Origin of the sequence: Photobacterium damselae subsp. damselae, assembly GCF_038086725.1 — a bacterium.
Taxonomy (GTDB): domain Bacteria; phylum Pseudomonadota; class Gammaproteobacteria; order Enterobacterales; family Vibrionaceae; genus Photobacterium; species Photobacterium damselae.
In genome coordinates, this window is sequence record NZ_CP146970.1 from 2,884,040 (window position 1) to 2,896,860 (window position 12,821).

A 12,821-nucleotide genomic window follows, 5' to 3' on the forward strand; every position below is an offset into this window, starting at 1 on the left:
TTATTTAATAACTACTTCATTGGTGGTAGTTGGACGCTCCATTTTTAGCTCTTGCTCAGCTAAACGCTCAATACGACTGTGCTCAGCCAAAGCATTTTCTTCTAGTAACTGGTTACGCCATTCGATATCCAACTGATCTCGCTGGATCAAGAGTTGCTCTTGCTGCGAGATCAATTGACGAGATTGGTGCGTGATTAATACCACGCCCAATGCAGAAGCTAGGATACAAATGGCTAAAACCAGAGGAACACATCCAACTGTGATTAAATCTTTACCGATAAGTTTGGATAGATTTATTGAGGCTTCAGTCTCTTTCTTATTCATAGACGCTCAGCTAAACGTAACACTGAACTGCGGGCACGGGCATTGTAACCGAGTTCATTTTGCGATGGTTTGATCGCTTTACTTGCTAATTTAAGATCGGCACTACCTAGTGCTTTGATCTGCTCTTCAGTAAGCGGTAAACCTGCTGGGATCTCTGGGCCTTTGCTCTTATTTCGCATAAAACGCTTAACCATACGATCTTCTAGCGAATGGAAGCTGATTACCGATAAACGACCACCTGGAGCAAGAATATTCACCGCACCATTTAAGGCTGTTGCAATCTCATCCAACTCACTATTGATATAGATACGAATGGCTTGGAAACTGCGGGTTGCAGGATGCTTATGCTTATCTTTAAATGGAGAGACCTGAGCAATCAAATTCGCCAGCTGTAATGTGCGAGTTAAAGGCTCTTTCTCTGGATCTTCACGATGCTCAACGATGCCACGGGCAATACGTTTTGCAAAACGCTCTTCACCAAACTCTTTAAGTACCCAAGCAATATCAGATGCATCTGCTGTTGCTAGCCACTCAGATGCTGGTTGACCCGAAGTTGGATCCATACGCATATCAAGAGGGCCGTCACGCATAAAGCTAAAGCCACGCTCAGCATCGTCCAGCTGGGGAGATGACACCCCAAGATCGAGTAAAATGCCGTCAACACGACCAATAAGATCACGCTCTTCCATATACTTTTCCATGCCCGAAAAAGGACCGTGGATAATATTGAAGCGAGGATCATCGATCTTCTGAGCTTCAGCAATCGCTTGAGGATCGCGATCGATACTATAAAGACGACCATTTTCGCCCAATTTAGATAAAATCAGACGGCTGTGACCACCTCGGCCAAAAGTACCATCGATATAGATTCCATCAGGTTTAATTGCTAATCCGTCTACTGATTCGTGAAGTAAGACAGATACATGCTCAAATTGTTCAGACATATAAGTAAATTCTGCAAAAGTGAAGTCTTACTAAGACACCTAAGGCCCTAGCCAGAAATTGTATTGAAGTGTACGTATCCGATAAAAAATTTGTCAAGTATATGACAGTATTTCCCACAGAGATATAACATCGCTCTGATATTTCTAGCAGAATAAGTACAGTATTGAAATTTCAGATAGAAAAAAAGCGGTGCTTGTAAATACAAACACCGCTTTTCATGAATGAAGGGAGTCGGCCTATGAGCCGGGTTCTGTTCTGCTTACGCAGTGGTAATCATTCATCTAGGCCTGCAATTGCTCACAGGCTCAAGCAACCTACCCGTCCCCAAACGCGGGCCGCGCTATGTAGGGACCTATTTGGTCTTGCTCCGGGTGGAGTTTACCGTGCCACGAACTATTACTAGACGCGCGGTGCGCTCTTACCGCACCCTTTCACCCTTACCTGTGCCTAAAGGCCATCGGCGGTTTACTCTCTGCTGCACTGGTCGTAGGCTCACGCCCCCCAGACGTTATCTGGCACCCTGCCCTATGGAGCCCGGACTTTCCTCCCCTTTGTTCGTCTCCCATCGGACTTCAACATCAGTTTCCTTGCGGACCTCAATGTCAGTCTCCTGAAGGACGGCAACAAAGCAGCGATTACCCAGCCAACTCCGGAGCGCTATTGTATAAGACTTAGTTCACACTTGCTAGTGAAAACCGAAGCAAATCCACAGTAAGAGCAAAAAACACCCAACTGATTTGAATTTGCACAAAACAGCGACATATTTACTCGAGGTTTTCTAAACCCCACTTATACAGCGCATTCTTCTTCACGTTATGGATTTCTGCCGCCAATGCCGAAGCTTTTTTAAGTGGCAGTTCTTTCACTAACAAACCTAGCGTGCGCAAAGCATCGGCCGGTAAATCGTCTTTTTGAGGACGGTGTCCTGCAACCAATAACACCATTTCACCACGAAGACGGTTGGTATCTTGATTTAGCCACTCAATTAACTCACCTAGTGGCGCACCATAAATCGTTTCATACGTTTTTGTTAACTCTCGCGCTAACACTACTTGGCGTTCAGGGCCTAACACAGCTAACATATCAGCTAAAGAATCAGTGATTCGGTGTGGTGACTCATAAAAAATCAATGTTCGTTCATCATCAGCCAAGTTTTGGAAGCAATCGCGACGGCCTTTGCTTTTTGGTGGGAGAAAACCCTCAAAACTGAAGCGATCTGATGGTAAACCTGCGCCACTTAATGCTGTAATAACGGCGCATGGTCCAGGAAGTGGGACAACTTTAACACCCGCTTGACGACAACGATTGACAAGATGGTATCCTGGATCGCTGATTAATGGAGTGCCTGCATCCGATACTAATGCAATGCTTACTCCTGATTGAAGCTTCTCAATTAAAAAGTCAGCTTTTTGCTGCTCATTATGATCGTGAAGTGCAAAGGTGCGGGTTGAGATAGAAAAATGGGACAACAACCGCGAAGTATGACGAGTATCTTCTGCTGCAATTAGGTCTACGTTAGCCAATACGTCAAGAGCTCGCTGTGTAATATCAGCTAAGTTACCGATTGGCGTCGGCACAATGTACAAGGTAGCAACATCTACCGAGCATGAAGTGGTTTCGCTCATTTGTCTAGAATCTCATCTGCAATTAATATAAAGAGTAATGTGTCACAGTTGAATGAACTCAATGATCAAGTTTACCCATAAGCGTAAGAGTGTAACACGACTGATGGCTCCTGTAGCCTTTGCTGTATTAATGGCAGGCTGTAGTAGCAATCCTTATTTCCATCAGACGCCGAATACCGATATTACTGCCGCAGCTACATTGAGCTCTGCGGATTACCTAAGTAAAGCTCAAGCCAGCGAAGGTGCGGACCGCATTAACTGGGATCTTTTAGCCTTAAAAGCACTCATTAAAGAAGGCCGTTACCCTCAAGCTGAGCAGCTTACAGACCAACTTTCTCGTCAAACGATGAGCCCAATGCAAATTGCAGAATGGCAACTGGCACGAGCAGACCTGCGTAATGTTCAAGGTAATGCTCAATTAGCACTGTCTGGTCTCCAATTTCAGCCATCTTGGAGTTTAGCTACCAGCCAATATCGCCGTTATTACCAGCTACGCGCAAAACTGCTGGAACAATTAGACCAAGGTTTTGCCGCAGCACGTGAACGCACCAAACTTGATCTGTACCTTAGCCCAGAACAAAAACAAGCTAACTGGCAAGCCCTATGGCAAGATCTATCGCCATACAGCAATGAGCAGTTAAGCCAAGCTCGTATTGGTAAAGATGAAACTGTTCTTCAAGGTTGGGCTCAACTTGCAATGCTCAAAAATAGCTACGGTTATAATCCAGAGCAGCTAAAAGAAAAAGTAAACCAGTGGCTTGATATGAACCCGTATCATCCAGCTAATGCTTACTTACCAGAGCAACTTGATAACATCATGAACATGAAGGCGCCTCAGCTTAATAAGGTTGCGCTATTGCTACCATTAAGCGGTCGTTTCTCTGCACAAGGCCAAGCCGTTCGTGATGGTTTTATGAATGCGATCTTAGATGATCCAAATCGCAATCCTAACGCCGTACTTAATGTTTATGATACTGATGCCGAATCCATTGCGAGTATCGTAGGTAAACTGCAACAAAATGGCACTGAGTTTGTCGTTGGTCCGCTTCGTAAAGATAAAATTGTTGAGTTCCAAAAAGCCAACAGTGCAAATGTTCCTATGTTGGCCCTTAATGAGCCAAGTGTGATTACAAGCAGTCAGCCAACAGCGTGCTACTACTCATTGTCACCAGAACAAGAAGCTGAGCAAGCAGCGGAGCATATCTACCAAGAAGGTAAGCACTACCCAATCGTACTATTCCCAGATAGTAGCTATGGTCAACGTGTTAGTGCCGCTTTTGTTAATCAGTGGAAAGAACTCACTGGCTATGCTCCATTTACCGGTTCATTTGGTTCGAAAGCTCAGATCCAGCAACAAATCAGCCAGATCTTTGGGCCAACAGCTCGCCGTTCTCGTGCTAACCAAATCGCTCAGATTTCAGCATCAACGGGAATCGAAGGAAGTCGCGCTGTCGATGCAATCTACATTATCGGCAGTAAGAGCGAACTGACGCTAATTAAGCCATTTATCGAACTTAACATCGATCCAAGTATTGCCCCACCAGCTATGTATGCAAGCTCTCGCAGTAACTCAGACTCGAAAAGCTTTGAGTTAAATGGTGTGGAATACAGCGACATCCCGCTACTGGTAAGCCCAGACCCAAGCTTTATGGCACACTTTAACCAACTGTGGCCAAATCAAGGTAAAACCAGCGTTCGCCTTCATGCATTTGGTATGGATGCGTACAAAGTGGCCACAGAGCTTCCTCAACTTCGAGCAATTCCAGGTTTCACTGCATCGGGAGCAACGGGTAAGCTAAGTGTTGATAGCCAGTGTGTGGTTCAGCGTCAATTGGACTGGGGCACATTTGGTAGTACCCCAATTACAGAAGAGGCTGTAACGGATCAAACAGATACAACAGCCACTGATGATGCTTCTGATACCCCAGACAGTACAACCTCAGTATCAGAGCAAGATAGCTCAAATACGCTTTAAATAAAAAATCCCCAGACTGCAAAGTACTGGGGATTTTTGTATCTAGTGGTTATTGAAAACGCATCGATAAGTCCATTGCTCGAATATGCTTGGTTAATGCGCCAACAGAAATATAGTCCACCCCAGTTGCTGCACATTCCGCCAATGTTTCTAACGTGACATTACCAGAGTTTTCAAGTACAGCCCGTCCGGCATTTAAAGCCACCGCTTCTCGCATCATGGCAAAACTAAAATTATCAAGCATGATGATATCCGCACCTGCCTCTATCGCTAGCTCTAATTCAGCAAGACTTTCGGTTTCAACTTCAACTGGCTTATTGGGATTTAGTTGTTTGGCTTGAGATATGGCTTGTTTGATCCCACCACAAGCGGCGATATGGTTTTCTTTAATTAGATAAGCATCAAAAACGCCCAGGCGATGATTATATCCCCCTCCGCAAGCGACCGCATATTTTAAAGCGCTACGTAGCCCTGGAATCGTTTTACGGGTATCTAATAAACGGGTATGAGTTCCCGCTAATTGAGCGACATAACGGGCCGTTTCAGTAGCACAACCAGAGAGTGTTTGAATAAAATTCATTGCATTGCGCTCTCCGGTTAGCAGCAAACGCGAAGGGCCAGTTAAACGACATAAGACTTGATTTGCCGTTACCGCTTCACCGTCTTGAACTAGCCATTCAATTACCACCTTTCCTCCTAGCTGACGAAAAACTTCATCAGCCCATAACTGACCGCAAAAAATACCATCTTCTCGTGTAATAATAGTTGCTGTGCTTATGCTTTCTTGCGGAATCAGTGCTGCGGTAATATCACGCTCAGCATCAATCACGCCACCTAAATCTTCTCGCAATGAATCTCGTACCGAACGCTCAATATCTGCAGGTAAATACTGTTGAAGTAAGGCAAAGCGAGCCGCACTATCGTGATTTTTTTCCATGGTAAATTTTAATCCTATTGATTTACAAGGCGTGAAGTCAGCCAATCTGCTTAAGAATAATACATGGCCATAAAGGGGGAATCCAGCCAATGTCAAAATTCAGCTTAATCCATAATTCTATGCCTCAGATAGCTGTTGTTGCAGGCAAAATAACATCGAGGACTACCCAATAGAGCATCGCAAAGGTACACTAGCGATATAACGATTTTATTCATCTCCCTCAAGGAATGAGGCTCATGAATCAACCATCATTTAATACGCGACAACAAGGTCAAGCTTTCGAAGCCTTGGCTGAATCTTATCTATGCCAACGACGTCTGGTTCCTATTATGCGGAACTTTCAATGCCGAAGTGGTGAGATAGACTTAATAATGAAAGACGGCTCTTGCATCGTATTTATTGAAGTTAAATACCGCACAAAAAGTCGTTATGGTTCAGCCGTAGATGCTGTTACCTATCATAAGCAACGAAAGCTAAAACGTACGGCACTGTTCTGGTTACAAAAAAATGGACTCTCAACCGAGCACACCGAATTTCGTTTTGATATAGTCGCTATTCAAGGTTCTGCTCATACAATTGAGTGGTTTACAAATACCCTAGTGGAAGGTTAATCCATGCTAGATAGCATCCGTGAAAGTTTTACCGAAAGTATTCAGACCCAAATTGCAGCTGCAGAAGCTCTGCCTGATGCCATTGCAAAAGCGGCTCAAGTGATGGTTCAAAGCTTACTTAACGGCAATAAAATTCTCTGTTGTGGTAATGGCGGCTCAGCAGCTAACGCTCAACATTTTGCATCTTGTTTGATCAACCGCTTCGAAACTGAGCGACCTAGCCTACCAGCCCTTGCATTAACTGCGGATACCACTATTTTAACCGCTGTAGCAAACGACTACTCCGGTGATCAAGTTTTTTCAAAGCAAGTTCGCGCACTAGGCCAAGCAGGTGATGTTCTTTTTGTTCTATCCACTAGTGGTAACAGCAAAAACATCATCAAAGCGATGGAAGCTGCATTAACTCGTGATATGACGATTATTGCGCTAACAGGTAAAGATGGCGGCGAAATGGCAGGTCTTCTTGGCACTCACGATGTAGAGATTCGCATCCCATCCCAACGAACAGCACGTATTCAAGAAGTTCACTTGTTAACAATTCATACTCTGTGTGATCTTATTGATCGAGTTCTCTTTCCGTATCATGAGGGCTAAATAATGCGTTGGAAAAATGGTGTTCTGGGGCTACTTCTCTTAACTCTTTTTGGTTGTTCAACTATTACGGGGACCGATCCTCGAAGCTTAGAACAACAGTGGCAAGATGAGCGGATTGCCATGGATATTTCAGGTCTTGCCAATAGCCGAGCTTACTATCAAAAGGTCAGTGTGACAGCCATTGCCCTCTCAGGCAAAGTGCTACTTATTGGACAGGTGACCAATCCGGCAACTCAGCACGAGTTTTTAAACCAAGTTAAAAAGCTTAATAATGTAAGAACGGTATATAACCAAACCCAAATTGGGCCATTGCTTGGTGTTGGCCAAATTAGCTCTGACAGTTGGCTAACCACCAAAGTTAAAAGCCAATTGATTGGTAGTAAACGACTTTCTGATGCCGCTATTGAGGTCTACAGTGAAAATGGAACTGTCTATTTAGTGGGATATGTCACATCAGGACAAAGAGAGCTCGCAACAAATGTCGCTCGAAATGTATCGGGAGTCAAACGCGTTGTGACCATGTTTGAAGAACCCAAATAGAACTATCAAAATAAAATTCAGATAATAAAAACGCAGCCTAGGCTGCGTTTTTTTATTTTACGACACGTAATGTTGGTCGACCACGAGGCTTTGGTGGCTCATCATCAGGATGATCATCATCACCCACTGATTCTAGCTCACCTTCTTCAACAGCAGATAAAGTCGCTTTCGGAGCTACCGTATCTTCTGCATCAAAAATACCTTCGCCATTTTCTAGCTGTGCATCATAAGCAGGTTCTGGCTCAAACATTGTGCCAGCACCGTTCTCACGAGCATAGATCGCCAATACTGCGTAAAGAGGTACGATAACTGAATGAGGACGACCGCCAAAGCGAGCATTAAAGCTAACCGCTTCATTACCCAACTCTAAGTTACCAACAGCTCGTGGAACCACATTCAGAACAATCTGACCGTCGCTCACAAAATCCATTGGCACTTTTACTCCTGGCAAAGTCGCATCAACGACCAAGTGCGGAGTAAGTTCGTTATCCACTAGCCAATCATAAAACGCACGCAGTACATAGGGACGACGTGGCGTCATTTGTCCTACATCCATATTACTGACCAGCTAGACGCATTTCACGCTCAGCTTCAGTAAGAGAAGCAAGGAATGAATCACGTTCAAATACGCGAGTCATGTATGCTTTCACTTCTTTAGAACCTGGACCGCTTAACTCAATACCCATGGTAGGAAGACGCCATAAAAGTGGAGCTAAGTAACAGTCAACTAAGCTGAACTCATCGCTCATGAAATATGGGTATTCAGCAAATACAGGTGCTAGTGCCAGCAGCTCTTCACGAAGTTGTTTACGTGCTTTATCTGCATCATCCAATGTGCCGTTGTTAACCTTTTCAGCTAAGGTGTACCAGTTACGCTCAACACGGTACATCATTAGACGGCTATTACCACGAGCTACCGGGTAAACAGGCATTAGAGGTGGGTGAGGGAAACGCTCATCCAAGTACTCCATAATGATGTTTGCCTGATACAACACGAGTTCACGATCAACAAGAGTTGGTACAGAATGATATGGGTTTAGGTCTAGTAGATCTTCTGGTAAGTTATTTGGCTCAACTAACTCAGTTTCAAAACTAACACCTTTCTCTGCTAGTACAATTCGTACTTGATGGCTGTAGATGTCTGAAGCATCAGAGTACAGAGTCATCACAGAGCGTTTATTGGCAGCAACAGCCATTCACCCCTCCAGTATATTCAATACATAAAAGGCAATGGAGGCACCAGCCCCCATTGCGAGATTCTTAACCCACTAGATTACCTTACTAATGGACATCACGCCAATATTCTTTCTTCAACAGTATGGCTAAAATAAAGAAAATTGCGATAAATCCCATTACCCACCAGCCCAATCGCTGACGTTCGAGTTTCATAGGTTCACCAGAATACTCAAGGAAATTTACCAAATCGCGAATCGCTTGATCATACTCTTCTTGATTTAACTCTCCTGTGCCATCTGACTCAATTCCAACAAATTCTTGAACTTCTTCACCATCAATCAGCTTAGTTTCATAAATTTTATTTGGCACACCTTGTAGCTCTTCTAGAACATGAGGCATGCCTACGCTTGGAAAGACTAAGTTATTCACCCCAAATGGACGAGATGGATCGGCATAAAACGACCGTAAATAAGTATAGAGCCAATCTGTTCCCCGAACCCGAGCAACCATAGTTAAATCAGGAGCTGGCGCACCAAACGATGCTGCAGCGTAATCAGGAGAAATGCTGTTTGTCATCAGATCACCAATTTTGGCATTTTTATCAAAAACCAAATTCTCCATCATAAGATCAGGCGGGATCGCTAAATCATTCGCCACTCGCTCATAGCGTTGATACTGCATTGAGTGACAGGCTAAACAGTAATTAACAAATAATTTAGCCCCCTTTTGTAACGATGCTTTATCTCGAAGATCATTGTTTGGTTGATCCAGCGGAACATTGGTTCCAGCAGCTAGTACCAATGAAGGAATAAATGCAAAGAAAACTATTAACCATTTTTTCATTTGTAATTCACCCTCTCTGGTAATGGTTTGGTCGCTTCATTTTTGCTGTAGAAGAACAACAAAACAAAAAACATGAAGTAAGCAAAACTAAAGATTTGGGCAAGCAAGGTATAGGTTGGAGTTGCCGGTAATGCACCTAAAATACCTAGCGCAACAAAGCTTACGGTAAATTGGGCAATATTGGCTAAATGCAGCTTACTGCGGTAACGGAAAGAGCGAACTTTACAGCGATCAAGCCAAGGTAATAAAAATAGCATGATAATAGAAAGCCCCATCGCCGCTACACCCAATAGTTTATCCGGCACGGCTCGCAGGATGGCGTAAAATGGTGTGAAATACCAAACGGGTGCAATATGCTCAGGTGTTTTTAACGGGTTAGCAGCTTCAAAGTTAGGTGGCTCAAGGAAATAGCCCCCCATCTCAGGATTAAAGAAAATGACATAGCTGAATAAGAAAGCAAATACCGCCACACCAATAAGATCTTTTACTGTGCCATAAGGGTGAAATGGGATCGAATCAATGATGTCGTACTTTTTGGTGTAGTACTTATGGAACTTAAATTGAGGACTATACCCTTCTCCTTTGCTTCCTTTAGGCAGTTTAGTCTCGATACCATCAGGGTTATTAGATCCCACTTCATGCAATGCTAAAACATGGAGAACCACAAGTAGTAGTAAAACGATAGGCAAGGCAATAACATGAAGCGCAAAGAATCGGTTGAGCGTTGCTCCAGAAATAACATAATCTCCGCGGATCCAAAGGGTCAAATCATCACCAATGACAGGGATCGCACCAAAAAGAGAAATGATAACTTGTGCTCCCCAGTACGACATTTGCCCCCATGGTAGTAAATACCCCATAAAAGCCTCAGCCATTAAGACTAAGAAAATCAGCATACCAAATAGCCATAACAGCTCTCTAGGTTGCTGATACGAGCCGTAAATCAAGCCCCGATACATATGGAGATAGATCACCACAAAAAATGCTGACGCACCGGTAGAGTGCATATAACGTAATAGCCAACCATAATCAACATCACGCATAATATATTCAACCGATGCAAACGCCCCTTCTCCAGAAGGAACATAGTTCATCGTAAGCCAAATTCCGGTAATAAGCTGGTTAACCAAGACCAACATCGCAAGGGAACCAAACAGATACCAGAAGTTAAAATTCTTTGGCATTGGGTATTCTGACAGATGCTTTTTGTAAGCATTCATCACAGGAAGGCGTTTTTCAAGCCAAGCAGAAAATCCAGACATTAGGCAACCTCCTCCCCATCAACACCGACTAAAATCGTATTATCATCAAGAAATGTATGAGGTGGCACCACAAGGTTTAAAGGGGCTGGAACACCAGAGAAGACTCTGCCCGCCATATCAAATTTGGAACCATGACACGGACAAAAAAATCCAGATGCGATACCACTGACTTGTTCACTAAAAGTATTGGGTAAATAGGTTGGCGAACAACCAAGGTGAGTACAGATACCAACCGCTAAGAAAATTTCTGGCTTAACAGAGCGATAAGCATTTTTTGCATAATCAGGTTGTTGAGGTTCATCCGATGCAGCATCTCGTAATTGTTCATCGTGTCCTTCTAATTGCTTTAATACCGCGTCGCTGCGACGAACCACCCAAACAGGCTTACCTCGCCACTCAACTCGGATCATCTGACCCTCTTCTAGCTTGCTGATATCAACTTCGACTGGGGCTCCAGCGGCTTTTGCTTTTGCACTTGGGTTCCACGATTTAATAAATGGAACCGCAATAGCTGCAGCACCTAAACCGCCCACAACCGAGGTGGTAACGGTAAGAAACCGACGTCTGCCACTACTGATCGGCGTATTGCTCATTCAACATTCTCCCTTGTACTCCTGTACGGATTATTGTTATGTCCCTATTAGTTCCGGAGTGTTAACGACTTTACCTCATATGTTACGTCCTGTATGGCTGTTAACTGCTGGCATCAGCACGCAAAAGAAGCGTATTAGCGAACGGTTACAACCATCATTTTTGTCACTTTATTATCAATAGTTATTACAATATTAAACTATTGATAACATAAAAGGATAAAGAAAAGACCTGTTAATAACAAGTTATAGACTAGGGTTTGCCATAAATGTGAGAGATAGGTGGGCTTTCAGATAAGAATGATAAATGACGTTACACAATGCCATTAAAATAAAAACAATAGATAAAGAAAAAGCCCAACCCGAAGGTTGAGCTTTTCTGTACACAGTTCCAGATATAAAATCTGAAAAGCGATATTAACGCTTAGAGAACTGTGGACGACGACGTGCTTTACGTAGACCAACTTTCTTACGTTCAACGCGACGTGCGTCACGAGTAACATAACCAGCTGCACGTAGAGCAGGACGTAGAGTCTCATCGTACTCCATAAGAGCGCGAGTGATACCGTGACGGATTGCACCTGATTGACCAGTGATACCACCACCTTTAACAGTGATGTATAGGTCAAGTTTCTCAGTCATTTCAACTAGCTCAAGAGGCTGACGAACAACCATACGAGCTGTTGGGCGACCGAAGTACTCTTCGATGCTACGCTTGTTGATTACGATGTTGCCTGTGCCTGGTTTAATGAAAACGCGAGCAGCTGAGCTTTTGCGACGGCCAGTGCCGTAGTATTGATTCTCTGCCATTGTCATAATCCCCAATTAGATGTCTAGAACTTTAGGCTGCTGTGCAGCGTGATTGTGCTCAGTACCTGCGTAAACTTTAAGCTTACGGTACATAGCACGGCCTAAAGGACCTTTAGGAAGCATGCCTTTAACAGCGATTTCGATAACCATTTCTGGTTTCTTCGCAATTAGCTTCTCAAAGCTGATTGACTTAAGACCACCGATGTAACCAGTGTGGTGGTGGTACATCTTGTCAGTCTTCTTAGCGCCAGTTACAGCAACTTTTTCTGCGTTGATAACTACGATGTAGTCACCAGTGTCAACGTGTGGAGTGTACTCCGGCTTATGCTTACCACGTAGACGAGATGCGATTTCAGTTGCTAGACGACCAAGAGTTTTACCTTCAGCGTCAACAACATACCAGTCACGTTTTACAGTTTCTGGTTTAGCAACGAAAGTTTTCATGCTAATTCTTACCCAATAATTTAAATAGTTTCACTTTCATAGGACCACCGATTGATGGCCCCTCTGTAAGAGCCCAATCATCACCCCTTCGAGTGGTTGGCACTCACGACAATTTGCCGTTACAGGTACGGTGGGTCGCAAGATT

The 12,821-nt window shown here is 43.8% G+C and carries 15 protein-coding genes and 1 other RNA gene; 4 read left to right on the forward strand and 12 right to left on the reverse strand.

The window, feature by feature from the left end:
• The 4 genes from ftsL to rsmI form a co-directional block, all read right to left on the reverse strand.
• Complete coding sequence (gene ftsL, locus WAX86_RS13150) at nucleotides 1-324, reverse strand: cell division protein FtsL (RefSeq protein WP_044174309.1); 324 nt, start codon at nucleotides 322-324, stop codon at nucleotides 1-3.
• Nucleotides 321-1,268 carry a 16S rRNA (cytosine(1402)-N(4))-methyltransferase RsmH gene (rsmH, locus tag WAX86_RS13155; RefSeq protein ID WP_065170834.1) on the reverse strand — a complete coding sequence of 316 codons (948 nt, stop codon included), beginning with the start codon at nucleotides 1,266-1,268 and terminating at the stop codon, nucleotides 321-323. Before rsmH ends, ftsL begins: the two co-directional genes overlap by 4 nt.
• A 224-nt stretch (nucleotides 1,269-1,492) precedes the next feature.
• Nucleotides 1,493-1,920: RNase P RNA component class A (rnpB, locus tag WAX86_RS13160), an RNA gene on the reverse strand.
• A gap of 113 nt (nucleotides 1,921-2,033) precedes the next feature.
• Nucleotides 2,034-2,894, reverse strand: coding sequence for a 16S rRNA (cytidine(1402)-2'-O)-methyltransferase (gene rsmI, locus WAX86_RS13165; RefSeq protein ID WP_237029683.1), 861 nt, complete (start codon nucleotides 2,892-2,894; stop codon nucleotides 2,034-2,036).
• Nucleotides 2,895-2,955: 61 nt separating this feature from the next.
• Between rsmI and WAX86_RS13170 the strand changes: the two genes are divergently transcribed.
• On the forward strand, nucleotides 2,956-4,869 hold the full coding sequence (locus tag WAX86_RS13170) for a penicillin-binding protein activator (protein WP_341488894.1): 1,914 nt from the start codon (nucleotides 2,956-2,958) through the stop codon (nucleotides 4,867-4,869).
• A 49-nt stretch (nucleotides 4,870-4,918) separates the two neighbouring features.
• On the opposite strand, the gene nadC is transcribed toward WAX86_RS13170, so the two are convergent.
• A complete protein-coding gene (gene nadC, locus WAX86_RS13175; RefSeq protein ID WP_341488895.1) occupies nucleotides 4,919-5,806 on the reverse strand; it encodes a carboxylating nicotinate-nucleotide diphosphorylase in 888 nt (295 codons plus the stop codon).
• A gap of 236 nt (nucleotides 5,807-6,042) precedes the next feature.
• Here nadC and WAX86_RS13180 point away from each other — a divergent pair, with 236 nt between their 5' ends.
• The 3 genes from WAX86_RS13180 to WAX86_RS13190 are packed head-to-tail and all read left to right on the forward strand — an operon-like array spanning nucleotide 6,043 to nucleotide 7,551.
• Nucleotides 6,043-6,417 carry a YraN family protein gene (locus WAX86_RS13180; RefSeq protein WP_086957281.1) on the forward strand — a complete coding sequence of 125 codons (375 nt, stop codon included), beginning with the start codon at nucleotides 6,043-6,045 and terminating at the stop codon, nucleotides 6,415-6,417.
• A gap of 3 nt (nucleotides 6,418-6,420) precedes the next feature.
• Nucleotides 6,421-7,011, forward strand: coding sequence for a phosphoheptose isomerase (locus WAX86_RS13185; protein WP_005303734.1), 591 nt, complete (start codon nucleotides 6,421-6,423; stop codon nucleotides 7,009-7,011).
• Between the two features lie 3 nt (nucleotides 7,012-7,014).
• Nucleotides 7,015-7,551: a BON domain-containing protein gene (locus WAX86_RS13190; RefSeq protein ID WP_036764777.1), complete on the forward strand. Its 537-nt coding sequence runs from the start codon at nucleotides 7,015-7,017 to the stop codon at nucleotides 7,549-7,551.
• Nucleotides 7,552-7,603: 52 nt separating this feature from the next.
• Here the strand turns inward: WAX86_RS13190 and sspB are convergent, their stop codons facing one another.
• From sspB to rplM, 7 genes are all read right to left on the reverse strand, one after another.
• Nucleotides 7,604-8,107, reverse strand: coding sequence for a ClpXP protease specificity-enhancing factor (gene sspB / locus WAX86_RS13195; RefSeq protein ID WP_044174296.1), 504 nt, complete (start codon nucleotides 8,105-8,107; stop codon nucleotides 7,604-7,606).
• A 1-nt stretch (nucleotide 8,108) separates the two neighbouring features.
• The gene (gene sspA, locus WAX86_RS13200) at nucleotides 8,109-8,747 is read right to left on the reverse strand and encodes a stringent starvation protein SspA (RefSeq protein ID WP_005303729.1); all 639 of its coding nucleotides are present in this window, start codon (nucleotides 8,745-8,747) and stop codon (nucleotides 8,109-8,111) included.
• Nucleotides 8,748-8,832: 85 nt separating this feature from the next.
• Entirely contained in the window at nucleotides 8,833-9,570 is a 738-nt protein-coding gene (locus WAX86_RS13205; protein ID WP_341488896.1) for a cytochrome c1, read from the reverse strand.
• Nucleotides 9,567-10,832 carry a cytochrome bc complex cytochrome b subunit gene (locus WAX86_RS13210; RefSeq protein WP_005303725.1) on the reverse strand — a complete coding sequence of 422 codons (1,266 nt, stop codon included), beginning with the start codon at nucleotides 10,830-10,832 and terminating at the stop codon, nucleotides 9,567-9,569. Before WAX86_RS13210 ends, WAX86_RS13205 begins: the two co-directional genes overlap by 4 nt.
• Nucleotides 10,832-11,425, reverse strand: coding sequence for a ubiquinol-cytochrome c reductase iron-sulfur subunit (gene petA, locus WAX86_RS13215; protein WP_005303722.1), 594 nt, complete (start codon nucleotides 11,423-11,425; stop codon nucleotides 10,832-10,834). The genes WAX86_RS13210 and petA overlap by 1 nt, the downstream gene beginning before the upstream one ends.
• Before the next feature lie 414 nt (nucleotides 11,426-11,839).
• Nucleotides 11,840-12,232: a 30S ribosomal protein S9 gene (gene rpsI / locus WAX86_RS13220; RefSeq protein WP_005303719.1), complete on the reverse strand. Its 393-nt coding sequence runs from the start codon at nucleotides 12,230-12,232 to the stop codon at nucleotides 11,840-11,842.
• Between the two features lie 15 nt (nucleotides 12,233-12,247).
• Entirely contained in the window at nucleotides 12,248-12,676 is a 429-nt protein-coding gene (gene rplM, locus WAX86_RS13225; RefSeq protein WP_005303716.1) for a 50S ribosomal protein L13, read from the reverse strand.
• Nucleotides 12,677-12,821 lie beyond the last annotated feature (145 nt).